General features: G+C 70.8%; 23 protein-coding genes and 1 pseudogene. 15 read left to right on the forward strand and 9 right to left on the reverse strand.

Features of this window, described 5'->3' with window-relative positions; all coding sequences use genetic code 11:
- Nucleotides 1–35: 35 nt before the first annotated feature.
- A complete protein-coding gene (locus H8N03_RS01125) occupies nt 36–1,067 on the reverse strand; it encodes a lysozyme inhibitor LprI family protein (RefSeq protein WP_187074279.1) in 1,032 nt (343 codons plus the stop codon).
- A gap of 131 nt (nt 1,068–1,198) precedes the next feature.
- On the opposite strand from H8N03_RS01125, the gene H8N03_RS01130 reads away from it, so the two are divergent.
- From H8N03_RS01130 to H8N03_RS01145, 4 genes are all read left to right on the forward strand, one after another.
- Nucleotides 1,199–1,672, forward strand: a complete 474-nt coding sequence (locus H8N03_RS01130) for a GNAT family N-acetyltransferase (protein ID WP_187074280.1) — start codon at nt 1,199–1,201, stop codon at nt 1,670–1,672.
- A gap of 156 nt (nt 1,673–1,828) precedes the next feature.
- Nucleotides 1,829–3,565: a hypothetical protein gene (locus tag H8N03_RS01135; protein ID WP_187074281.1), complete on the forward strand. Its 1,737-nt coding sequence runs from the start codon at nt 1,829–1,831 to the stop codon at nt 3,563–3,565.
- On the forward strand, nt 3,562–4,125 hold the full coding sequence (locus H8N03_RS01140) for a hypothetical protein (RefSeq protein ID WP_187074282.1): 564 nt from the start codon (nt 3,562–3,564) through the stop codon (nt 4,123–4,125). The genes H8N03_RS01135 and H8N03_RS01140 overlap by 4 nt, the downstream gene beginning before the upstream one ends.
- Nucleotides 4,122–4,607 (forward strand): hypothetical protein, encoded by a 486-nt coding sequence (locus H8N03_RS01145; protein WP_187074283.1) that lies wholly within the window; start codon nt 4,122–4,124, stop codon nt 4,605–4,607. Before H8N03_RS01140 ends, H8N03_RS01145 begins: the two co-directional genes overlap by 4 nt.
- Before the next feature lie 31 nt (nt 4,608–4,638).
- On the opposite strand, the gene H8N03_RS01150 is transcribed toward H8N03_RS01145, so the two are convergent.
- On the reverse strand, nt 4,639–7,266 hold the full coding sequence (locus H8N03_RS01150) for a glycoside hydrolase family 19 protein (protein WP_187074284.1): 2,628 nt from the start codon (nt 7,264–7,266) through the stop codon (nt 4,639–4,641).
- A 161-nt stretch (nt 7,267–7,427) separates the two neighbouring features.
- Between H8N03_RS01150 and H8N03_RS01155 the strand changes: the two genes are divergently transcribed.
- Complete coding sequence (locus H8N03_RS01155; RefSeq protein WP_187074285.1) at nt 7,428–7,925, forward strand: flavodoxin family protein; 498 nt, start codon at nt 7,428–7,430, stop codon at nt 7,923–7,925.
- 157 nt (nt 7,926–8,082) lie between these two features.
- Nucleotides 8,083–8,457, forward strand: coding sequence for a hypothetical protein (locus tag H8N03_RS01160; protein ID WP_187074286.1), 375 nt, complete (start codon nt 8,083–8,085; stop codon nt 8,455–8,457).
- A gap of 10 nt (nt 8,458–8,467) precedes the next feature.
- Here the strand turns inward: H8N03_RS01160 and sugE are convergent, their stop codons facing one another.
- The gene (gene sugE / locus H8N03_RS01165) at nt 8,468–8,788 is read right to left on the reverse strand and encodes a quaternary ammonium compound efflux SMR transporter SugE (protein ID WP_187074287.1); all 321 of its coding nucleotides are present in this window, start codon (nt 8,786–8,788) and stop codon (nt 8,468–8,470) included.
- 158 nt (nt 8,789–8,946) lie between these two features.
- On the opposite strand from sugE, the gene H8N03_RS01170 reads away from it, so the two are divergent.
- A complete protein-coding gene (locus H8N03_RS01170) occupies nt 8,947–9,789 on the forward strand; it encodes an alpha/beta fold hydrolase (protein ID WP_187074288.1) in 843 nt (280 codons plus the stop codon).
- Here the strand turns inward: H8N03_RS01170 and H8N03_RS01175 are convergent.
- Nucleotides 9,737–10,744, reverse strand: a complete 1,008-nt coding sequence (locus tag H8N03_RS01175; protein ID WP_187074289.1) for an AraC family transcriptional regulator — start codon at nt 10,742–10,744, stop codon at nt 9,737–9,739. The genes H8N03_RS01170 and H8N03_RS01175 overlap by 53 nt on opposite strands.
- A gap of 38 nt (nt 10,745–10,782) precedes the next feature.
- Here H8N03_RS01175 and H8N03_RS01180 point away from each other — a divergent pair, with 38 nt between their 5' ends.
- On the forward strand, nt 10,783–11,520 hold the full coding sequence (locus tag H8N03_RS01180) for an SOS response-associated peptidase (protein WP_187074290.1): 738 nt from the start codon (nt 10,783–10,785) through the stop codon (nt 11,518–11,520).
- On the opposite strand, the gene ampC is transcribed toward H8N03_RS01180, so the two are convergent.
- From ampC to H8N03_RS01205, 5 genes and pseudogenes are all read right to left on the reverse strand, one after another.
- A complete protein-coding gene (gene ampC, locus H8N03_RS01185; RefSeq protein ID WP_187074291.1) occupies nt 11,517–12,686 on the reverse strand; it encodes a class C beta-lactamase in 1,170 nt (389 codons plus the stop codon). The genes H8N03_RS01180 and ampC overlap by 4 nt on opposite strands.
- A pseudogene (locus H8N03_RS01190) lies at nt 12,683–13,165 on the reverse strand (DUF2894 domain-containing protein); the annotation flags it as partial. The pseudogene H8N03_RS01190 and the gene ampC, both read right to left, overlap by 4 nt.
- On the reverse strand, nt 13,081–13,725 hold the full coding sequence (locus H8N03_RS01195) for an OmpA family protein (RefSeq protein WP_187074293.1): 645 nt from the start codon (nt 13,723–13,725) through the stop codon (nt 13,081–13,083). The pseudogene H8N03_RS01190 and the gene H8N03_RS01195, both read right to left, overlap by 85 nt.
- Nucleotides 13,722–15,620, reverse strand: a complete 1,899-nt coding sequence (locus H8N03_RS01200; RefSeq protein ID WP_187074294.1) for a coiled-coil domain-containing protein — start codon at nt 15,618–15,620, stop codon at nt 13,722–13,724. The genes H8N03_RS01195 and H8N03_RS01200 overlap by 4 nt, the downstream gene beginning before the upstream one ends.
- Entirely contained in the window at nt 15,617–16,288 is a 672-nt protein-coding gene (locus H8N03_RS01205) for a DUF3348 family protein (protein ID WP_187074295.1), read from the reverse strand. Before H8N03_RS01205 ends, H8N03_RS01200 begins: the two co-directional genes overlap by 4 nt.
- A gap of 289 nt (nt 16,289–16,577) precedes the next feature.
- Here H8N03_RS01205 and H8N03_RS01210 point away from each other — a divergent pair, with 289 nt between their 5' ends.
- The 7 genes from H8N03_RS01210 (at nt 16,578) to H8N03_RS01240 (ending at nt 21,316) form a co-directional block, all read left to right on the forward strand.
- Complete coding sequence (locus H8N03_RS01210; protein WP_187074296.1) at nt 16,578–17,171, forward strand: DUF2239 family protein; 594 nt, start codon at nt 16,578–16,580, stop codon at nt 17,169–17,171.
- On the forward strand, nt 17,168–17,509 hold the full coding sequence (locus H8N03_RS01215; RefSeq protein ID WP_187074297.1) for a GIY-YIG nuclease family protein: 342 nt from the start codon (nt 17,168–17,170) through the stop codon (nt 17,507–17,509). Before H8N03_RS01210 ends, H8N03_RS01215 begins: the two co-directional genes overlap by 4 nt.
- Complete coding sequence (locus tag H8N03_RS01220; RefSeq protein WP_187074298.1) at nt 17,506–17,904, forward strand: helix-turn-helix domain-containing protein; 399 nt, start codon at nt 17,506–17,508, stop codon at nt 17,902–17,904. The genes H8N03_RS01215 and H8N03_RS01220 overlap by 4 nt, the downstream gene beginning before the upstream one ends.
- A gap of 76 nt (nt 17,905–17,980) precedes the next feature.
- Complete coding sequence (locus H8N03_RS01225) at nt 17,981–18,457, forward strand: hypothetical protein (protein WP_187074299.1); 477 nt, start codon at nt 17,981–17,983, stop codon at nt 18,455–18,457.
- Entirely contained in the window at nt 18,454–18,897 is a 444-nt protein-coding gene (locus H8N03_RS01230; RefSeq protein ID WP_187074300.1) for a hypothetical protein, read from the forward strand. The genes H8N03_RS01225 and H8N03_RS01230 overlap by 4 nt, the downstream gene beginning before the upstream one ends.
- 87 nt (nt 18,898–18,984) lie before the next feature.
- Complete coding sequence (locus H8N03_RS01235; protein WP_187074301.1) at nt 18,985–20,274, forward strand: lytic murein transglycosylase; 1,290 nt, start codon at nt 18,985–18,987, stop codon at nt 20,272–20,274.
- Between the two features lie 4 nt (nt 20,275–20,278).
- Entirely contained in the window at nt 20,279–21,316 is a 1,038-nt protein-coding gene (locus H8N03_RS01240; RefSeq protein WP_187074302.1) for a bifunctional nicotinamide-nucleotide adenylyltransferase/Nudix hydroxylase, read from the forward strand.
- Nucleotides 21,317–21,395 lie beyond the last annotated feature (79 nt).

Consider the following 21,395-nt stretch of genomic DNA (forward strand, 5'->3'; position numbering starts at 1 on the left):
AACCCCACCGTGCAGCGCCCCTTCACGACCACCCGTCAGAACTCCGCGAGCAGCGCCTGCCGCCGGCTCGCGTACCAGCTGCGCAGGCATGCCGCGTCGCCGCACCGGTCGCGCTGGGCCGCGGCCTGCTCGGCGCGGCGGCGAAAACCCGCGGGGTCGTCGGTCACCGCTTCCGCCTGCGCGCGCAGGCGCGCCAGGTCGGAGGCGAGCTGCTGCAGGTCGGGGGCGGATGCCTGCAGGGCGCGGGCCGCGCGGGAGTCGGCGGCGGGCGGAGTTGCGTCGTCGGGTGCCGGCGGCTTCTCGAGCAGCACGGAGGGCGCCGGCGCCGTCTTGCGCGCAGGCTGTGGCTTCTGGGCCGGGGCTTCGTCGACACGTGCCACGTCCTGCAGCTGTGCCGGGTCCGTCTCGACATCCTGCTCCAAGGCGAGCAGCCGCTGCTGCATCTGTTTCGTCCGCGACGCGTTGGGGCCCAGCGCCACCGCGTAGGTGTCGGCGCTGCGCTGGAAGAGCTCGCGGGCGCGCGCCAGCAGCGCGTCGTGCAACTCCGGTTGCGCATCGGTGCGAGCCGCCGCGACGTACGCTTCGCCGAGGCGAGCCAGCACCCGCGCGAGCGGGACCGTCGGGCGGTCATATGCCAGCTCGTGCTGGCGGCAGGCGGCGATCAGCGCGACTTCCGCATCGCGGGGCCGGTGCTTCGCCGCGGCGACGTCGGCGGCACGCAGGAACACCTTTGCCTTCTCGCCCGGGCCGCCCGGGAAGGGATGCTCCATCCTCGCGCGCCCGTCCGCGGCGCTGCCCGGCGGCACCAGGGGCTCGAAGCTGCAGGCGCCACGCGCTGCCGGCAATGCGGTCGGTGCGGCTGCGGCCGCCAGCGCCTCCTGTCGAGGAGCTTCCAGCCGCATGGCATCGCGCCGCTCCATGGCCGCGTCGACCGCGGCGGTGGGCGACTCCTTCCAGAAACCCGGGTAGTAGTGCCACGCCAACGCGGCAGCGATCGCTGCGAGGGCGATGCCCAGGGTGAAGTCCCGGAGCGGACGCCAGCGGGTGGGGGCCCTGGTTGCCTGCACGACCCGTTGGACGCATGGGAACAAATACAAGTTCCGGCGGTCGGCCTGCCGAGCGTCGCGATCGTGCCGGCCAGGCATGCTCGAGCAGACAATGTGCGCCAGGCGCGCCTACCACGCGGCCGCCCTTCCGCATGACCACCGACCCGCCCGTCCGCCTGGCCCGGCCCGAAGACGCCGCAGAGATTGCGGCGATGTCGCGCGACCTGATCGAGCGCGGCCTGCCCTGGACCTGGCGGCCCGAGCGGGTGCTGAAGGCCATTCGCCATCCTGAAACCAACGTCGCGGTTGCGCGGGTGGACGACGAGCTGGCGGCGTTCGGCATCATGGAATACCTGGAAACCGATGCCTACCTGGCCTTGCTCGCGGTGGCGCCTTCACGCCAGCGCACGGGTCTGGGTACGGAGATCGTGGGCTGGCTCGAAGCGTCCGCCATTGCCGCCGGCGCGCGCCGCATCCGCGTCGAGGCCAGGCGCGACAACGTACCCGCGCGGAACTTCTACAACGAGCTCGGCTACCACGAGGTGGCGATCCGGCGCGGAAGGTACAGCGATGGGGTGGATGGGGTGGTGCTGGAGAAGTGGCTGAGGGGGGCGGGGGAGGGCTGAAGACCATGCAGGACGGCATCACTTCCGAGGCCCTTCTTGTCGTCTAACGGGGTATCGAGCTCCTCCCCTTGGGGGATGTGCGTGCAAAAAAGCCGCGCTTACAAAGCACTGTTGGCAAGAACCGCGGCGTAAGGAAAGCTGCGCATGGAGGTGTGAATGAATGGAGGTCGTTCACAAGTCGTCCGGTTTCTCGGCGCCGCCGCCCGACTCGCAGTGGTCATCGTTCCGCTCGCCTGGGTTCTGGCTCGCGCACAGACGCTGCCGCCGGATCAAACCGAGATTCGCACGCGCGTCGCGGAGGCGGTGCAAGTCGCGGCTTCCGATCTTGGAGTGTTCGTGGATCCGGGAGTCACCGAGGAGATCAGCAAGACTGTCGATGTCTTTGCGGGGAATTTCTGCTTTCCGGCTCATCATCCACCGTCGGTGGCCCGCTGCGAGCGAACCGTGCGACAGCGTGGCGTCCTGGTCGGGGCCGTCCGCGACTATCTTGAGTCTGCCTGGGCGCGAAGGCCGCCGGCCATGCTCTCCGTTGGTGCACGGATGGCTGAACGTGAGGGACTCTCATTCGCGCAGATCGGATGGCCTCCAGAGGTCCCGAACCGGGTGGCGGTCATTGAATTCTCCCGCACGCCCGCCGGTCGCGTCGCGCTGCGCACCGCCAGCGGTCCGGCGCCACTTGGCTCGTCGCGACGGTACGTGCTCACGACTCCTGGATTCCAGGAATTCGAAGTCACGGAAGGAACTGGGCGCAGTGTCGTGCGCGTCAACACCGCCGCCGCGCGCGTGACCCGTGCAGAGCTTGACGGAAATTCGGGTTCTACAATCGCTGCGCCACTTCGGATCGACCCGCCTGTTTCTCGATACTGCGTTGGCGGCTCGCAACCGCCGGCCAGCGGGGCCCTTGCGTTTTTCAACTGGGCACGCGCCACTTACGTGGAACCCGACGAGACCAAGCGTGCAAACCTTGCGCCCATCGCGCGTCAGCCGGCCATCGAAGTTTCGGTCAGAGACGATGCAGGCATCTGCGGTGACGCCTGCCGCGCCGGAGTTGCAACTGCTTTCGTGCAATCCATCGCCCTGTGGCGAGGAGGTTGCAGCCGGTGCGACCAGAATGCAATGAGTGTCGTGAAGGTTAACCAGGACGTGTGGATCGACGCGCGCCTGGCGAGCCGGTTGCGCGGCGACGTCACGTCGCTTGACCTGAATCGGACCGTTCCGTCGGAGACAGCGATAGCTGTCACGGCGCCCGCCATCTCCGTACCGACGAGCGCGATGTATGGTTACGAACCGGTCGTCACGGGCGAGGACATCGAACGGCGTCTGTGTTCCAGCAATATCGCGTCGTCAGGCGGCCCGATCGCGGAGGTTCGGCAGGTTGTCTGCAATCGCAGGTCGCCAGCAGGCGGTGTGCGAGCGACAGTCGTCTTCAGGTCGCGCACCTCCTGCGGGCCGGCCGCCGACTTCATCGCATGCGGGCGGCCGCTTGCGGAGGTAGAGCTCGCTACCGACGACACGCGCTACCGTGTCGCAACCACGGATGGAACCCGTCTTGCTGGCGCTGGCGCCGACGAACCCATTGAATTGCGCGACGTGATCCTCCACGAGGTCGGGCATTGGTTCGGTGTTCCCCACCTCGATGAAGCAGCGCCGGGTGCGGGAGTCGACATCATGTCCGGGACATACACGCAGGGACGCGCCTGCATCTCGGGCGCGAGTCTCGTGATGCTGAACAACGCGGCGGATCTGCGCTGGCCGTTTCGCGTGACGGAGGGGCGCGGGCTGCGCCGCGCCCCGGCGAGCGCTTCGCAACGGACAGCGGTGCCGGCAGCTCCCGCCCTTCCTGTGCCCGTGGCACCGCCTGTCCCACGGCCACCTCCAGGCTACTCCAGATGAGCAAGACCACACATTTCCTGTTCTTTGCCGCCGCTTCGCTTGCGGCGCCTGCTTTCGGATGCGACTTGCCCGACGTACAGGCGAGTGTCAACGAGGCACTGGGTGCACGCGAACGAGCAGGTGCTACGGTCACGCGCGCCGTGCGCGACGACCTGCTCAAGAAGTCGTGCGATGCTGCGAAGCAAGTGGTCGAGGAAAGGCGTGCGACCACGCAAGTCGTGGCGGGCAAGTTGCCGAACGTCGTTGCCAAGCACCTAGAGAGCCAGCTGGATCCTTCGGCTTCGGTGCAGACGGTCAGTGCGCTGCTGCGCAAGGAGCTGGGCGCTTCGGGCCTGTTCCGGCCGGCCGCACGCACTTACGCGATCGTGAAAGTCGCATACCAGGTCAAGGCGGACTGGATCGACGTAGCGGGTGAGCGGTTCAACCCGGCACGGGCAGAGCTCGTCGTGCCCATAGGCGCGTTCAGGCTGGCTGGGTTCGTCGGAGGTACGCAGGTATGCCGAGCCGAGGCGACGGTCGCTGCCGGCCAGCCCGAGACGATCACCTGCAGTGCGCGATGAAACGTTTCTGGCTGCCACTGTTCTACGTCATCCTCGTTGTCGGAGCGTCCATCGCATCGGGGTTCGTTGCGGATACAAGCGTGTTCACCCCGGACATCAAGCTGGCCGACCCGGGCAAGTCCACGCTGGACTATCTGGGCGAGATGATCAAGCTGGCCACCTCGCTGAACACAGCCATGTTCGGTGCCGCCGCGGCGCTCGCAATCAAGGGGAGAGAATGGAGTGCCCGATGGGGTGCGCTCGAGAGTGGGCTCGTCGTTGCGGCATTCGTTGCAGGAGCCATCGCCTACTACGGGATCTACCTCAGTCAGGTCACGATCCTCGAGATGGTGCAGGTGGGCGCCATCAGCCTCGAGCGCTCACGATTGAAGGTGGCGCTTGCGATCCAGTACTACGCGGTGCTGGTTGGGGTGTTCCTTCTCGGCTTTCTTTTCGTCCTTCTCTTGGGCGAGCGCACCGGGCCGAAGCCACCGGGCGGCTGAGACCAACGGACTGCTATCCCAGCGACCCTCGCTACCTCGCCCGACTCCTCATATCGATCACCTCCCGCCGATTCCGCAGCGCGCTCCCCGACCGATGGAACTCCATCTCCGGCATCGCGGCGGCAGGCTGCCTGGCCTTCGCAGCGCCCGCGACGCCGAACGACACGATGCGCCGGAAGGTCGACGCCACCGTGGCAGGGTCGTCGTCGAAGGCACCGTGGGCCATCGCCGTCGACAGCTTGTCGCGGTCCGGTGCGATGACCAGCTCGTGCGGCCCCCGCAGCAGCGGACGCACGGCGTCGAGGAACTTCTCCATCCCGAGCAAGGGCACGCCGTCGTCCCGGAAGAGGGGAATGCGGGGCTGCTTCTCGAAGGCGTTGGAGACGAGGTAGAGGAGCGACTTGTTGTAGATGTGGGCGCAGTGGTCGTCCTGCTCCACCTTGTCGCCCAGCACGTACAGCGCGAACTGGCCGATGCGCTGCTTCTCCAGGGCGGGCCGGTAGTGGTCCTCGAAGACTTCCATGTTGCAGGCCGGAGCCCACAGCGTGCAGGTCGCCACGTCGATGCCCGCCGCACCGAGCTGCGTCAGCAGCGGTGCCAGCAGGATGGAACCCGCGCTGTGCCCGACCAGGTGCACCTCGATCGGGCCGAGCGTCTTCTGCAAGCCGGCCAGGTGCTTCACCACCGCCAGGGCGCCGCCGCCCGCCTTGCTGGCCCGCAGAGCGTTCTCCTTCATCTCGTCCCAGGACGCCTTGCCGGTCAGCACGCGTGCGAGGGGTTCGAGTGCGTCGTCGAGCCGGTCCAGCATGAAGTCCTTGGCTGCGTCGAGCACGCCCTCCGGCCGGCGGCGGCGCACCGCATCCTGGAGCATGTTGGTGATGGTCGTCCAGTAGTCCGTCTTCCAGATGAACGCCAGCGGGTACACCTCGCCTTCGAGCAGGGCCGGGCGGTAGTCCGCCAGGCGCTGCACGGCGTCGGCCTCGCTCACCAGGCCGCCGTGCGCGTACAGCAGGATGCGGCGCTTGCCCCAGCCCTGCGTCACGCGCGGGATGTCCTGCTTGAAGATGGTGGCGAGGCCCGACTCGCTCGTGCCGTAGTCGCCACCCGGGCGCAGTTCCCCGTCGTTGCCGATCGCGACGATGTGCGGCCGCAGGTCGGAGAAGGCATAGGCGACGGATTCGCGCGCGGCCGCCGAGTGCGCGGTGGCCGTCGACTCCGCGGTGCGCAGGATCACGGGCGCGCCCAACCGGGCGACCCAGACGTCCGTGCCGTTGCGCAGCCAGTCGTCGTAGCTGATGCGCGCGAAGCCGCCGAAGCCCCAGTCCGGGCCCCACGAGTTCTGCAGCCAGAAGCCTTCGTCGTCGAAGGCGACGATGGCGAACGCGTGCCCGCCGAGCACCTTCTCCGACATGCGGATGATCCCCCTCTCGTCCACCTCGTCCCAGCCCTGGTGCACCGTGCAGGTCGCATAGAGGATGCCCACCTCCGCGATCGCCGAATGCATCGCCACGATGTCCTTGTGGTTGACGCGGAAGTAGGCGCCGAGCGGTCGGCGCCGTGCCTCGGAGGTGCGCTCGTCGGTGAGTTCCAGGCCGGTGTCCTTGCCTTCGGAGGAGTAGATCGACTCCGGACAGACGCCGTGCTTGTGCCATCCCTTCATCGCGCCGCGGGCGCTGGACCCGTCGTACTTCTCGCCCGGCCATTCGTCGTAGCGCTTGGCCAGGTGGTACAGCATGCGGGGGCTGACCGGCACGGCGTCCGGGATCACCTTGCGGCGCAGGAGCAGGTAGTTGCACACCGTCGCGAGGCCGTAGCCGGTGCACGCGCCCTCCTGGCCCTGGTCGAGGATGGGCACGGCAACATCGAGGTAGTCGCCGAGCGGGATGTGCGTGGGCACCTCGATCAGCGTCGGCACGTACATGATGTCGCGGAAGTCCAGCGTGTCCCGCCGCACGTCGAGGTTGCGCGCGGGCTTGCCCTTCGCCGGAGAGGGCGCCTTCTTCGCTCGTGCGGGAGGCGCGAGCTCGCGGACGGCCTCCGCGCCACGCTCCAGTGCTTCGGCCGGTGGGGCCGCCTTCGCCGCGCGGGGCGCTGCCTGCACCGGGAACACGGGGGCGAGCACCTGCAGGGCGATCTCGTAGAAGCGCTTGCGGTCCTCCAGCCCGTTGATCCCGCCGTTGATGCGGCGCGTGATGCCCTCGAAGTCGTCCGCATCGGCCAGGGCGTTCAGGCCGTTGCGGTTCCAGAACTGGCCGGCGACGCGGAAGCCGACGCTGGCGCTTGCCGCCTGGTCGGGGTCGCTCACCAGGTCCAGGTCCAGCAACTGGCCGTAGGTGGCGTAGTTCGCGCGTCCCGTGACCTGGATCGGTCCGCGCCCGCGATAGCGGAAGCCGTCGCCCTTCTGCGTGTTGCCCAGGCGCTTGGAGAGCGTGGTCACGGGCTCGTAGCGCTTCTGCGCCTCCGTGGGGCCCCACAGCTCCTGCATGAACCGGAACTGCCCCGATTCGTGCGCCAGCTGCGCGACGAAGGCCGCCGCCCGCCGCAGGTTCTGGTCGATCCCGAACTCGCGCATGGCGGCCTCGAGGTGCGGCGCGAAGTCCTTGAGGCGTTGCCGCGAGGCCTGGCGCATGATCTGTTCCAGATGGCTGGCGTCCAGCATGGTCCGTCTCCTGAGAGTGGCAGCCGAGCGGCAGGGACTTGCCGCGTCCGACCGCAACGGTGCCCGCGCAGGCGTCGGCCAGCATCATCCGTTCGGCTGAGTGCCGTGGCACCTTCACGGGATGGCGAGCCGCCGCAGCACCGAGCCTCTATGCTGCACGCATGAACCCCAAGTCCCTTCTCGTCGTCTATCACTCGATGACGGGGGGAACCGAACAGATGGCCCAGGCCGCCGCCGAGGGGGCGCGCGCGGAACCCGGCGTGCACGTCCGCCTGCTGCGCGCCCCGGAGGCGCAACCCGAGGACGTGCTGGGCGCGGACGGCTATGTCTTCGCCACGCCCGAGAACCTGGCCGCGATGGCCGGGCTGATGAAGGACTTCTTCGACCGGTGCTACTACGCCGCGCTCGACCGCGTGAACGGCCGTCCCTACGCCTTGCTGGTGTGCGCCGGCAGCGACGGCCAGAACGCCGTCCGCCAGGTCGACCGCATCGCGACCGGCTGGAGGCTGCGCTCCGTGGCGCCGGCGCTGATCGTGTGCACCCATGCGCAGACACCCGAGGAGATCGCGCGGCCGAAGCAGATCGCCGAGGCCGACCTCGCGCAATGCCGTGAACTGGGAGCCGCGCTGGCGGCGGGGCTGGCGCTCGGGGTGTATTGATGGAGGCGGAGCCCGGGTCCATGCGCCGTTGGTAGGCACGCGTCGCGGTCGCGCCTTCACGGGACCGGTGCCGACGCACATCGCCGAAGCGCGCGATGGAAGCGCGGGCGCCGCCGCCGTACAAACACGCTCCTTCGACGTCACCCAGGAGCGCAACGTGAATCGAATCGTTCTGGCACTTGCCCTCGCGACGACCCTTTCCGTCCATGCCCAGGATGCCGCCCCGCCCGACGGCAAGTGGGACGTGACATGGCAGGCGCCCAACGGCCAGTCGCGCACGGGCGCGCTGGAACTGCAGGGCGGCAATGGAACCTGGAGGTCCGTGGGCGTGATGCGCGGCGCGGACGCGTGCATCACCCGGCCCGCGCCGGCGAAGGTGGAGGTCCACGACGGGCAGCCTCACCTGCTGGTGGCGCGGTCCCAGGTCCTCGCGGGTTGCCAGGACAACCTCCTGAAGCTCACGGTGGAGGCCGACGGCGGCATGAAGTCGGCCTGGCCGGACGGCCGGCCCATCGTGTTCAGGAAGCTGTAGCGGCCGCGGCTCACGCCGCCGAGAACACCTTCAGGCCGACGATCCCCGCCAGGATCAGCGCGATGCACGCGAGGCGCGCCACGGTGGCGGGTTCGCCGAAGAGGACGATGCCCAGCACCACGGTGCCCACCGCGCCTATGCCCGTCCACACGGCGTAAGCGGTGCCGACGGGCAGGTGGCGCATCGCGAGTCCGAGCAGGACGACGCTGCCGACCATGGCGGCGGCAGTGCCCACGCTGGGCCACAGGCGCGTGAAGCCCTCCGTGTATTTCAGGCCGATGGCCCAGGCGATCTCGAGGAAACCGGCGACGGTCAGAAGAATCCAGGGCATGGCCCTCGCTCCACTTGGGGCCGTCCCCGTCGATGCTCCGGTGGGGTCGTCCCCACCCGCACGATTCTAGGGGCCGCGCGCAAGCGCGTGGCGCGCCGGGTCAATGGATTGGCGCCGGCGGTCATGCGCTGCCGCGTCCCTGCGCGCAGACTCGCGGCATGACACGTTACCTGGAACACGAAGGCGGCCGCATCGCCTGGGACGACACGGGCGGCACCGGCCGCGTCATGCTGGCCATCCCCGGCATGGGCGATCTGCGGTCCGAGTACCGCCTGCTGCGCCCGCTGCTGCAGCGCGCCGGCTGGCGCGTGCTCACGATGGACGTGCGCGGCCACGGCGAGAGCTCCGCGCGCTGGGACGACTACTCCGCACGCGCGGTGGCACGCGACGCCGTGGCCTTGCTGGAGCACATCGGGGCAGAGGATGCGGTGGTGCTGGGCAACTCTTTCGCGGCGGGTTCGGCGCTGTGGGCGGCGCGCATGGCCCCTGCCCGTGTCGGTGCCGCGGTGCTGCTCGGGCCCATCGTGCGCGACGCGAAACCTTCCATGCTGATGCGCGCTGCAGTGGCCGCGGGTTTCGCGGGACCGTGGCGGGTCTGGTTCTGGACGACCTACTGGAACAGCCTGTTCCCGCTGTGCAAGCCGGCGGACCACGCGTCCGCCCGGGCGGCACTGGCGCGCAACCTGCGCGAGCCGGGTCGCATGCAGGCCCTGCGCACGATGGTGGGGCTCTCCAAGGCGGACACGGAGGCCATGTTGCCGGAGAGTCGCGTCCCCGCGCTGGTGGTGATGGGCACGCGCGACCCCGACTTCCCGGATGCCGCCGCCGAAGCGCAGTGGCTGGCGACGCGCATCGATGCCGCCGTGATGGACGTCGAGGGTGCCGGCCACTACCCGCACCTCGAGGCGCCGGACCGGGTCGCCGCGAGGATCCTGGAATTCGTGCAGGTCAGCGCGCAGCCGCGCGGGCCGCAGCCGGCGTCCGTCCCGTCCAGCGCTTGAATGCGCGGTGGAAGGGGCTGGGTTCCGAGAACCCGAGCAGGTAGGCCACCTCGCCGATCGCCAGTCCCCGGTCCGCGACGTAGCGCAGGGCGAGTTCCCTGCGCACCTGGTCCACCAGCTCGGCGAAGCGCACGCCTTCCTGCAGCAGCTGGCGCTGCAGGCTGCGCTCGCTCAGGTGCAGGCGGCGTGCGGCGTCGGGCAGCGAGAGCGGACCGGTCGCCAGTTGCGCGGCAATCTCCTGCCGCACCCGGGATGCCACCGACACCTGCGCCGGCGGCAGGGCGGCGAGCAGGTGCTCTGCGTGCCGGGTCACGATGCGCGACAAGGCCGGGTCCGCCGCGGGCAGCGGTGCATCGAGCATGGCGTCGTCCAGGGTCACGGCGTTCACGTCGCGCGAGAACGCCGGCAGGACGCCGAACACCTGCTCGTACGCCGCGGGATCGCCGAGCGCCGCATGGGCGAACTCCACGGCGTGCACCGCGAAGCGGGGGGAGAGCTGCCGGCCGATCACCGCCAGCGACGCGAGCGTGAATTCCGCGGCCTGTGGACAGGCCGGCCGCGTCGCACCGAGCCGGTGTTCCACCCGCAGCAGCCTGCCGCGCGGCTGCAGGTCGAAGGTGGCGAGGTCGTGCACCAGCCGGTTGTAGCGCGCCAGGCGGCGCAGGCTCTCGCGCAGCGTGGGCGCGGTGCGCACGGCGTAGTCCAGCACGTCGAACTGGCCCGGCCGCAGCGACTGCGCGGCGTGCAGCCCGAACTGCGGGTCCTCGCAGGCGGTCGCGGCCTGCTCCCAGAGCGCTTCCTCCGTGGCCAACGGCACGCGGGCATCGGGGTCGGCCAGCACGGCGTCCGCGATGCCCGACGCATGCAACTGGCGGGCGAGCGAGACGCCCCGCGCCTGCGCGGCGGCGGCGATCAGCGAGAGGACGCGGGCGGAAACCGTGGGGGCTGGGGCCATCAGCGGCGCGAGTGTGCCACGGGCTCGATAATGGTCCCGTGTGCAGCAACTACCAGCCCGTCACCCGCAAGGACCGGCTCCTGAAGTTCTTCGGGGTCGAGCGCGAGCGTGACGACGCGCCGGTGGACACCTGGCCCACGGGGCTGGCGCCCTTCATCCGGCTCGCGCAGGAAGGCTCGGGCAACCGGCGCATCGTGCACGACGGCGTGTTCGGCCTGCTGCCCGCGTTCGCCAAGGAGCTCGCGTACGGCCGCCGCACGTACAACGCGCGCAGCGAGACGGTGCACCAGCTTCCCAGCTTCCGCGACAGCTGGCGGCGCGGCTGGCGCTGCATCGTTCCCGCCGAAGTGGTGTACGAGCCGTTCTTCGCGCACGACACGGCGAAGGCGGAACGCTGGGCCATCTACCAGCCGGGCGCGGTGCCGCTGGGCATCGCCGGCATCTACACGCAGTGGACGCACCCGGAAGGCCACGAGCTCTTCTCGTTCGCGATGCTGACCGTCAACGCGGACGACCACCCCTTCTATTCGCGCTTCCACCGCCCCGGCGACGAGAAGCGCATGCCGATCTTCCTGGACCCCGAGGACTACGACGCCTGGCTGGCGTGCCCCGTGAAGGAAGCGCCGAAGTTCTTCCGGCAGTGGACGGGCGAGCTGCTGGCGGAAGCCGCCCCGCTGCCGCCGCGCGCGCCGCAGGCCAGCAGCGTGCGCACGAGCCGCCCGCAGGCGCCGCCGCCACCGGCACCACCTCCGCCGGAGCAGGACGGGCTCTTCTAGCCCTTGCGTCCCGCCACCCGCTCCAGCACCGCATGCGCGGCGCGCACGCGGGCTTCGATGGGGAAGTTGCGGTTCGCCAGCATCACGATGCCCGCGCGGCGCGCAGGCACGAAGGCCGCGTATGCAGCGAACCCGTTGGTGGAACCCGTCTTGTTGTAGAAGGCGCGCCCCGTGGGCTCCGCGGTGGCGATGGCCACCGCGGGCTGCGGCTCCAGCGCCATCGCGGGCGCATTGCCGGCCAGCAGCCGTGCGAGCGGCACCAGGTCGGGGTATTGCTCCCACCCGAGGCCCTGCACCAGGGGTCCGACACGGAAATGCGGCACGTGCGTGGCTTCCACCGCCTGCCGCAAGCGCGGCGCGAGCAGTTCCGGGCGCAGGTTCGCTTCCACGAAGCGGAGCATGTCCGCGATGGTCGACTTCACGCCGTACGCCTGCGCGTCCAGCACGCCCGGGTTGACGCGCAGCCGCTGGCCGTCCTTGCCGTAGCCCCACGCGTAGTCGGGGATGGCGGAGGCAGGCACGCGCAGGTACGTGTCGCGCAGCCCGAGTTGCGGGAACAGATCGCCTTCGAGCAGCTCGCGGAAGTCGCGGCCCAGCGCCTTCGCGGCGACGAGCCCGAAGAGCCCGATGCTCGGGTTGGAATAGCGGCGCACGCGGCCCGGCGCGGCATCCGGCTTCCACGCGCGGAAGTACGCCAGCATCGTTTCGTCCGTCACCGCCTCCGGGAATTGCAGCGGCAGCCCACCCGCGGTGTAGGTCGCGAGGTGCAGCAGGGTGGCGGCGTCGAGCGCGCTGCCGCGCAAGGCGGGCAGGTAGCGCGAAGGTGGGTGGTGCAGCGAGAGCTTGCCGGTGGACAGCGCCTGGGCGCCCAGCGTCGCGGTGAAGGTCTTGCTGAGCGATCCGATCTCGAACAGCGTGCGCGTCGAGACCGGCTGCGCGTCCTCCTTCGAAGCCAGGCCGTAGCAAGCCACGTGCTGCCGGCCGTTCACCGACACGCCGACGGCGAGGCCGGGAATGCCATGCCGCGCCAGCAGCGGCTGGAAGGCGGCATCGACGATCGCGGCGACGTCGCCCCTGGCGCCGGCCGCATGTCCCGCCGCGGGGAGCAAGGTCGCCAAGGTGGCCGCGACCGCCGTGCGGCGGCCTGCATCGAAGCGTTCCGTCACGCGGACCCCGGCTTGCGCTTCGCCTTGCGCGGCGTCTTCGCCGCGGCCGCGCCCCTCGCGGGCTCGCGCGGCAGCTTCTCCACCGCGCGTTCCAGCCACTGCAGCGCCTCGATCTGCACGAGGAAACGCCGCAGGTACTCCGGCGACAGCTCGCGCATCAGCGCCAGAGAGCGCAGCACCAGCACGTGCGAGTTGAGCGGGCCCGCGTTCACGGGCTGGCGCGCCGTCGCGTGCGCGAGCTGCTCCAGCGCCTCCACGCCGTTCCACATGCGGCGAAAGCGCCGCACGCTGCGCAGCTCCTCCTCGTCGTGGGCTTCGCCGGGCTGCAGCGGCTCGGCCGCCTCGGCACGCGCGCGGCGGATGTGGGCGTGGAGATCCGCGAACGGGGAGGGCATCACTTCGCCTGCGCCGGCTTCGTGGCGCGCGGCACCGGCGCCATCTCCACGCGCCGGTTGAGTGCGCGGCCCTTCTCGTCCGCGTTCGAGGCCACCGGCTGCTCCGCGCCGAAGGCGGCGGCGAAGACCTCCGCGGACGGCATGCCTTCCTCGATCAGCGCCCGCGTGACCGTCAGCGCGCGCTGCGCCGACAGCTCCAGGTTGTCCGTGTAGCGGCGGCTGTTTTCCTGCACCTTGCGGTCGTCGGTGAAGCCGCTGACCATCAGCATCTCGTTGCGCTCGGCGAGGTACACGCGCAGGGGGTGCACGAGGCTCTTGAGCACTTGCCGGCCTTCGGGCCGCAGCTCGTCGGAGCCGAGGCCGAAGAGCACGCTGCCGCTGATGCCGATGCGGCCGTTGTCCAGGGTCACGCGGCCGGAAGCCAGGGGAATCGCGAGCGCCTTCTCCAGCGCCATGCGCCGCTGCTCCTCGATGCGGCGCTTCTCCACTTCCTGCTGCAGGCTGGTCACCAGGTCCATCTGCACCACCAGCACCCCGAGCAGCACCAGGACGAAGGCGCCCAGCAGGCCCGTCATCAGGTCGGCGAAGACCGCCCAGACCGGCCCGAAGGCGCCGCTGCTTTCGACGTCGTCGGCCTCGGTCATGCGCGCGCTTCCTCCAGCGCGGGCGCCGGCTTCGCGGCCTTGGGTGCCTGCACCTGCCGCAGCTGCTCCACGAGCGTCTGCTGCGAGCTGATGCTCAGGTCGATCACCTCGCGGGCCTGCGCCACGTAGTACGCGAGCTGCTCGTCGCTGCGCGCCGTGGACTGCACGAGCGAGGCTTCGATGCGGGCCAGCGTCGCGATGAGCTTCTCGTTGCCTTCCTGGAACTGCTGCACGCCTTGCTGGAAGTGCGTGGCCAGCTGGGCGACGTCGTGCGCGCCTTGCGCCACCTGCGCCGCGGTTTCGCCGGCCTGCGCGCCTTGCGCGGCGAGGACGTCGGTAAAGCGCGTGCCGGCCTGTTCCAGAACGGAGGATGCCGACGCGACGAGTGCTTCGGTGGCGGTGCGTTGCTCGCCCGCCGCCGTGTTCACCGCCTGCATCAGCGACCGGAGCTGCTCGAGCAGCTGCGTGCGTTCCTGCAGCGCCAGGTTGTCCTTCTCGCCGATGCGGCTCATCTCCTGCCGCAGCTCGGTGATTACGCCCGCGGCCGCCTGCGGCACTTCGGACGCGGTCTGCAGCAGGCGGGTGAGCGGGGCTTCCAGGGCCGCGCCGAGGTCGGCGAGGTGCTGCGCCACCGCGCCCTGCAGTTCGCCGAGACGCGCGACGGCGGCTTCGCCGCGGCGCGCTTCTTCCTCGCGCAGGGCGGCGAGACCGTCGCGCGAGCGTTCCACCAGCGCTGCGTGATCCTCGCGCGACTGGTCCACCAGCGCCGCGACCTGCGCGTGCGTGCGCTGCCAGTCCGACTGCAGCGACATCGCCAGCGTTTGCAGCGATGCCGTCCACGCGGACAGGCGTTCGCGCTCGGCCTTCGCCTGCGCTTCCTGCTGCCGGGCCAGCGTGGCGTTCACCGATTCCACGGTGCCCGCGAACTGCTGCGACAGGGCATCGGCCTGCGCCTGTGCCACGGTGGCGAGCTTCTCGTGCAGGCGCTGCGATTCGCCGACCACCTGCGCCATCGCGCTTTCCACGACCGGGCGGATCGCCGTGCCGGCCGCCTGCGCGCCGGCGGCGAGGCTTTGCTGCAGCGAACTGCCGACGCTGGTGGCAAGCGTTCCGTACGCCGTCGTCACTTCGCGCTGGAACTGCGCGTGGCGCTCCAGCAGTTGCGTGTCGAGCTGCTCGCTGCGGCGCTCGATGCGCTCCATGAGCGTGCGCAGCGTCTGCGCCACTTCGGGCAGCACGCCGGCCTGCGCCTGCAGCGCGCGCAGGCTCTCCTGCCGCTGGTGCGCCAGCGAGAAAGGCTGCAGCGTGGTGCCGATGCGCGCGTCGAGCGTGCGCGCCGACTGCAGGCGTTCCCGCCGCGCGATCGCCGACATGAGGCCCAGCATCGCCGAGGCGGCCACGCCTGCGACGGAAGTACCGAACGAGAGGCCGAGGCCCTTGATCGGCGCGGCGAGCGCGCCGCGGATCGCGGCGAGGTCCGTGGAGCCCTCCAGGGCGAACACCGCGCCCTGGAAGGTGACCACCATGCCGAGGAAGGTTCCGAGCATGCCCAGCATGACGAGCAGGCCGACGAGGTAAGGCGTCAACGCGGGGCCGGGCAGCACGCCGCGCTCGCCTTCCACGCGCATGCGAACCGGTTCGCGCAGCGATGCGGGCACGCGCTGCAGCCAGTCCGCCAGCCGCGCGGGCGGCTCGGAGAGGCCGGCGAGCGCGGCGTCGAGTCCGGCGGTGGCCGCGCGGAACTGCCGCAGCTCGTGGGCGCCGAGCAGGTACGCGCCGGCGATCAGCACGGTGACGGCCAGCGGCAGCCAGCTGGCGCCGACGAATCCGAGAGCGATCCAGGCGAGGACCGCGAGGCCGGCCGCGAAGGCGCCGGCGAAAGAGAGCTTGGTCATCGTGGGTTGTTTCCTTCGTTCCTTTGCGCGTCCACGAGGCCGGCGATCGGCTCGAGGCGCAGGTCGAGTTCCGTGAGCAGCGCCTGGCGCCAGTCGCGCTCGAAGGCCGCGCGCCAGGCGCCGCTGCCGTCGTCGGCGGCGCGCAGGTCGGCGAAGCGCCGCGCGAGCAGCGCGATCGTCTTCGGCAGCAGCGCCTCCTCGCGGCGGGCGAGCAGTTGTTCCATGGCGGCGTCGAGCGCCGCGAGTTGGCGCATGCGCGGCGAACCGCGCAGCAGCGTTTGCCGCGCGTGGTCGCGCAGCGCGCCCACCATCTGCTCCATCTGGCGCTGCAGTTCCTGGTGGCGGCGCTGCCAGGGCGCGTAGCCGGCTTCCGCCTTCTCCGTCGCGTCCAGGTCCGCCAGGGGATCGCGGGCGATGGCGTTGGCGAGCACGCCGCGGGCCTGGCGGAAGTCCTCCGCCAGGTCGGCGCGGCCTGCGCCCCGGCGCACCGGGGCAGCGGGAGGCACCGAGCGGATCGCCTGGTGCGCCGCCTGCAGGTGGATGGCGTCGAAGGCGTTGAGCCAGAGGCTCAGGCGCTCGGCGAAGTCCATCCCCGCGGGCTCCGCGTCCACGGACACCCAGCCGCCGAAATGGCGGACGAGGGCGGAACGGGCGGGGGTGTTGCGCAAGAAAGCAGATCCTCTGCACCCGGAGGTGCCGACGTGAAGAAGCAGGGTGGGGCGCGCGCCGGCCGGAGGCCGGGCGGGGCGGTTCCCGGGTCCGGGCCGCCTGGCGCGCCCCGTATTAGAAACGATCCGCCGAGGCGCTCCCCCCACGGGAAGCGGGGTTCCGGCTGGGCTGGCGGGGCGCAGGGGCGTCGCGGCGCCGTGGGCGTGCTTTTTTCATGGGCCCCGGCCCGCTCAATTTTTCACCCGGATTTTATTGACGCATGTAATTTGACCCGGGTAGAATTCGCTGATGCACCCCAACGCCCCCCACACCGCCTTCGCCGGAACCCGCCGCCTGGCCTCGGGCCCGCTGCGCGAAGTCGCGCTGGCCGTTCTGCAGGCGCAGGACCCGCAAGGCCCGATGCCGCTGGTGTTCAGCGACGCGACGGGCCGGCAGGTCGAGCTCGACCTGCGCGGCAGCGAACAGGAGATCCTGGCCCGCTACACCCCGGCAGCTTGCGAGGACGCAGCGCCTGCGCGCGGCCGCGGCCGCCCGAAGCTCGGCGTCGTCGCGCGCGAGGTGACGCTGCTGCCCGAACACTGGGAGTGGCTCGCGGCGCAGCCCGGCGGCGCGTCGGTCGCCTTGCGCAAGCTGGTGCACGAAGCGCGCCGCGCCGGGAGCCATCGCCACCGTGCCCGCCAGGCCCAGGAGCGTGCGTACCACGTGATGGCCGCGTTGGCCGGCGACCTGCCCGGCTTCGAGGAAGCGGGCCGCGCGCTGTTCGCGAGCGACCGCGAGCGTCTCGCCTCGCTCATGGCGCCGTGGCCTGCGGACGTCCGCGACCACGTCCTGCGCCTCGCCGATCCCGATTTCGATCCCGTGCCGCCAAGGAAACCGACATGACCACGCCCTCCCTTTCCAGCGCGGACCGCCGCGCCGCCGCGCGCCGCGCCCGCGACGCCTTTCCGCCCATGGGCGTCTACGCGATCCGCGACCGCGTGGCGGGCCGCGCGCGCGTCGGCTCCAGCCGCAACGTGCACGCGACCATCAACCGCATCGGGTTCGAACTGCGCCTGCGCACGCATCCCGACAAGGCCTTGCAGGCCGAGTGGAACGCCAGCCCGGACCGCTACTCCTTCGAGGTGCTCGCGCTGGTGAAGGAGCGCGACGATCCCGCGTTCGACTACGCGGAAGAACTGCGGACGCTCGAAGCGCTGTACCGCGAGGAGGAACAGGCATGAACGCGCTGAAGTCCTGCCTGGAGCGGCACCACGCGCAGGCGGCGCTCGCGCTCGTGCTCGATGAGGAACTCGGCACGCTGCACGGGCTCGCCTGGGCGGACTTCGTGCTGCTGGACGCGCTCGCCTGCGCCGGCGGCACGCTGCCCTCGCGCGAACTCGCGCGGCGGGTGAGCGTCACGCCCGCGCGGCTCGTGCTGCAGCTGCTTCCGCTGGAGAAGACCGGCCTCGTCGCGCGCACGCAGGTGCCCGGTGGCGGCCGCGAGGTCACGCTGCGAGGCAACGGCGCGCGCCTGCTGGCGGAAGCGCGCGACACTGCCGCGGAAGTGTGCGCACGCCCGCCCGCAGCGGCGGCGTGCGTCGGCGCTTTCGCAACGACGCTCGTCGCCGCTTCCTGACCGCGCGGCGGCGCACCGCAGGGCTCCGCCGGCTCGCCGGTATAACGGACCGGACGAATGTGCGGGAGGGCGCGCCATGTTGCGAAGGGCATCCGTTCTGCTGGGGCTGGCCGTGCTGCTGTCCCTGCTGTTCCCCGTCGGGGCCGTGCTGAAGGAAGGCGGGATCGAGCCGTCCGCGCTGCGCCTGCCCGGCATGGACCTGGCCGCGCTGTGCGCGGTCGTGGCCCTGCTGCCGGCCCTGCTGCTCGCACGCGATGCCAAGCTGGCGCTGCGCGTGCCGCGGTGGAATGCGTGGATCGCGCTGCTGCCGCTGTTCTCCCTTCTTTTCATCCTGTTGCACGTGAGCTGGTCGGGCGAACTCGCGGGCGCCTGGCTGCGCGACGCGATCGCGGAGGGAACCCTGCCGCTGCGCGTGTCGGAGGCCACGGTGCTGCGCGTCGCCGAACTCGCCGCGCGCCTGGGCGTGCTGGTGTGCCTGGTGGGCGTGCTGGTCAACCTGGAATCCGTGCCGGAGGAGGAGCCTCCGATGCCGCAGCGGCGGAGGAAGAAATGAAGCGCCTGTACGTCGGCCTCACGCTGCTGCTCGCGGCTTTCTTTTCCACGCTGGACCACGTGGATCGCGCGCACGGCCTCCTCGCGCGCATCGGCGTGCAACGCTGGATGACGGAACTGGCGATGGCCGCGGGGCTGGTGGCGCTGTTCGTGCACACGACGCACTTGCACCGGCGATTGCTGTTCCCCCGCCGAGGGCTGCGCATCCTGCTCGCCGGGATCGTGGTGTATGCGGTGGGCGCCGGCGTGGCGACGGGACTGCTGCCCCGCGCGATGGACCTCGTGCCGGTCGGCGATCCCGCCTGGACCGATGCGGCGCAGAAGTTCGCCACGCTGTCGCCGCTGCCGTTCTTCCTGCTGGCGGAGGTGCTGCTGCTGGTGGGTGCCTTCCGCGCCTTGACCAACCTCGTGCCGCCCGAGGAGTTCGCGGCGGATTACTAGCGCAGAGCTGCGCACTGTAGGCCGAGCGCGCAACCTCGCGCCGCGCGGCCCCACGGTGCAGTCGCGCTTCCTATACTGGCCCGCGCCATGGGAGCCATGTACCTCTTCCGTTTCCTCTCCGCCGCGCTGCTCGCGGCCTCTCCTTTCGCCGTGCGCGCCGCGCTGCTCGACCAGCCGATGCCGCCCGAGCAATTCCAGGCCTGCGTGCAGAACCTCGCGAGCCAGACGGCGCTGTCGGGGCGGCCCCTCACGCGCCAGGAGTTCGAGCAGGTCGCCGCGAACGCGCGCTACGACGACCGCGTGCGCCAGTCGCTGCTGGTGCAGGCGGGCGAGCCCACCTTCTGGTGGGACGAGCTCGCGGCCGTCACCGACGCGCAGCGCGTGCAGGACGGACAGCGCATCCTCGCCGCCAACCTGCCCACCTTGGAGCGCATCGAACAGCAGTTCGGCGTGCCGAAGGAGATCGTCGTCGCGATCTACGGCATCGAGACGAACTTCGGTCCTTCGCAGGGACGCATCCCGGTGGTCGATGCGACCTTCAGCCTCGCGTGCCTGCGGCCGTGCCCTGAAACCGCGACGGCGCCGGGCAGCTGCGCGTCGCGCGAGCGTGCGTTCGCCGCGGCACGCGTGCTGCGCGACAGGCGCGTGCATCCCGAGAACTTCGTCGGCTCCTGGGCGGGCGCGTTCGGCCGCACGCAGTTCGTGCCGGACAGCTTCGAGCAGCTGGCCGTGGACTTCGACGGCGACGGCTATGCGGACATCGTGCAGTCCGAAGCGGATGCGTGGGCCACCACCGCCAACCACCTCAAGACCCGCGGCGGCTGGGACATGAGCCTGCCCGTGTACGTGGAGGTGGCGGTGCCGCCCGCGATGCAGGCGGAGTTCAACACGGGTGGCGAGGCCAAGCGCCTCTCGGACCGCGTGCAGAAGCAGTCGCAATGGAACGCGCAAGGATGGATGGAAGTGCTGCCCGGGGGCGGCACGCGTCCGCTGCAACTCGCCGGCGACCCCGACCTGTACCCGTTCTTCCCGGTGGGCCTGCCCGGTCCCGCGTTCCTGGTCTCGCGCAACTTCGACACCATCCTGCGCTACAACCGCTCGGTGCGCTACGTGATGGAAGTGGCGCTGCTCGCGCACAAGATCGCGGGCGGTTCGGATTTCGCCACGCCCTGGCCGACGGACGATCCCGGCCTGAGCCGTGCGCAGGTGAAGGAACTGCAGGCCTGGCTGGTGCAACGCGGGCACGCGCAGGTGGTGCCCGATGGCGTGATGGGCCGCATCACCCGCGACGCGATCGCCGCCGAACTCACGGCGCGCGGCCTGCCGCCGCAGCGGCGTGCCGGCCAGCGCACGATGCAGCTGCTGATGCAGCCCTGAGGCGATGGCGCAGGGCGGCTACGAATGGGCGGCCTGCATCGGCCGCTTCCAGCTGTTCCACGACGCGCAGCTCGCGCTCCTGCGCAAGGCGCTGGAGCTGGCGCCGCGCGTCGCGGTGCTGGTCGGGTCGGCGCACCAGGCGCGCTCGCCGCGCAATCCGTTCACCTTCGCCGAGCGCGTGGAGGCCATTCGCCTCGTGCTGGACCCGTCCGAGCGCGAACGCGTCACCTTCCTCGCCGTGCGTGACGTCTACGACGAGAAGCGCTGGGTGCAGCAGGTGCGCGGCGCGATGGAGCAGCTCACGGGTTCGCCGAACACGCGCATCGTGCTGGTCGGCCACCGCAAGGATGCGACCAGCGACTACCTCGACGACTTCCCCGGCTGGCCCGTGCACGACGTCGGCCGCCAGGGCGAGGTGCACGGCAAGGCCTTGCGTGCGGCGCTGTATACGGCACCGACGGTGGAGGCGGGGCTCGCCGCGCTGGCGAGCCAGGTGCCGCCGCAGGTCATCGACTTCCTGCGGGGCTGGGCGCAACTGCCTTTCCTTGCGCGCCTGCGCGAGGAGTGGGCGGAGCTCGCGGAGGAACACGACAAGTGGGCCGGCTCGCCGTACCCGCCGGTGTTCGTGACCGTGGATGCGGTCGTGCGCGTCGCCGACCAGGTGCTCCTGATCCGCCGCGGGCGTGCGCCGGGCAAGGGCCTGCTGGCCGTGCCGGGCGGCTTCATCGAGCAGCGCGAGACGGCGTACCAGTCCGCGGTGCGCGAGTTGCAGGAGGAGACGGGGTTCGAGCTGCTGCCGTCGGAGATGGAGCATGCACTGAAGGCCTCGCGCGTGTTCGACCATCCGGACCGCAGCCAGCGGGGAAGGGTGATCACGCACGCCTTCTACTTCGACCTTGGCGAGCGCATGCTGCCGGAGATCGCCGGGAGCGACGATGCGGCGGAGGCGAAGTGGGTGCGCATCGCGGATCTACCGGCCATGGAAGACCAGTTCCACGACGATCACTTCCATATCCTCGATTCGTTCCTGGGGATTACGTGAGTGCTTGCTGGGGTGCACTCCGCGCAACCCAGCCTACAAAACCCCGCACGGCGCGTGCCCGTAGGCTGGGTTGCGCGCA

The sequence above is a fragment of the Ramlibacter cellulosilyticus genome (assembly GCF_014297465.1).
Taxonomy (GTDB): Bacteria; Pseudomonadota; Gammaproteobacteria; order Burkholderiales; family Burkholderiaceae_C; genus Ramlibacter; species Ramlibacter cellulosilyticus.

Bases quoted from the DNA above. Each gene is read 5' to 3' on its own strand.
- H8N03_RS01130 (WP_187074280.1), top strand. From the start codon at position 1,199: ATGACCACCGACCCGCCCGTCCGCCTGGCCCGGCCCGAAGACGCCGCA.
- H8N03_RS01135 (WP_187074281.1), top strand. From the start codon at position 1,829: ATGAATGGAGGTCGTTCACAAGTCGTCCGGTTTCTCGGCGCCGCCGCC.
- H8N03_RS01140 (WP_187074282.1), top strand. From the start codon at position 3,562: ATGAGCAAGACCACACATTTCCTGTTCTTTGCCGCCGCTTCGCTTGCG.
- H8N03_RS01145 (WP_187074283.1), top strand. From the start codon at position 4,122: ATGAAACGTTTCTGGCTGCCACTGTTCTACGTCATCCTCGTTGTCGGA.
- H8N03_RS01150 (WP_187074284.1), bottom strand. From the start codon at position 7,266: ATGCTGGACGCCAGCCATCTGGAACAGATCATGCGCCAGGCCTCGCGG.
- H8N03_RS01155 (WP_187074285.1), top strand. From the start codon at position 7,428: ATGAACCCCAAGTCCCTTCTCGTCGTCTATCACTCGATGACGGGGGGA.
- sugE (WP_187074287.1), bottom strand. From the start codon at position 8,788: ATGCCCTGGATTCTTCTGACCGTCGCCGGTTTCCTCGAGATCGCCTGG.
- H8N03_RS01170 (WP_187074288.1), top strand. From the start codon at position 8,947: ATGACACGTTACCTGGAACACGAAGGCGGCCGCATCGCCTGGGACGAC.
- H8N03_RS01175 (WP_187074289.1), bottom strand. From the start codon at position 10,744: ATGGCCCCAGCCCCCACGGTTTCCGCCCGCGTCCTCTCGCTGATCGCC.
- H8N03_RS01195 (WP_187074293.1), bottom strand. From the start codon at position 13,725: ATGACCGAGGCCGACGACGTCGAAAGCAGCGGCGCCTTCGGGCCGGTC.
- H8N03_RS01200 (WP_187074294.1), bottom strand. From the start codon at position 15,620: ATGACCAAGCTCTCTTTCGCCGGCGCCTTCGCGGCCGGCCTCGCGGTC.
- H8N03_RS01210 (WP_187074296.1), top strand. From the start codon at position 16,578: ATGCACCCCAACGCCCCCCACACCGCCTTCGCCGGAACCCGCCGCCTG.
- H8N03_RS01215 (WP_187074297.1), top strand. From the start codon at position 17,168: ATGACCACGCCCTCCCTTTCCAGCGCGGACCGCCGCGCCGCCGCGCGC.
- H8N03_RS01220 (WP_187074298.1), top strand. From the start codon at position 17,506: ATGAACGCGCTGAAGTCCTGCCTGGAGCGGCACCACGCGCAGGCGGCG.
- H8N03_RS01225 (WP_187074299.1), top strand. From the start codon at position 17,981: ATGTTGCGAAGGGCATCCGTTCTGCTGGGGCTGGCCGTGCTGCTGTCC.
- H8N03_RS01230 (WP_187074300.1), top strand. From the start codon at position 18,454: ATGAAGCGCCTGTACGTCGGCCTCACGCTGCTGCTCGCGGCTTTCTTT.
- H8N03_RS01235 (WP_187074301.1), top strand. From the start codon at position 18,985: ATGGGAGCCATGTACCTCTTCCGTTTCCTCTCCGCCGCGCTGCTCGCG.
- H8N03_RS01240 (WP_187074302.1), top strand. From the start codon at position 20,279: ATGGCGCAGGGCGGCTACGAATGGGCGGCCTGCATCGGCCGCTTCCAG.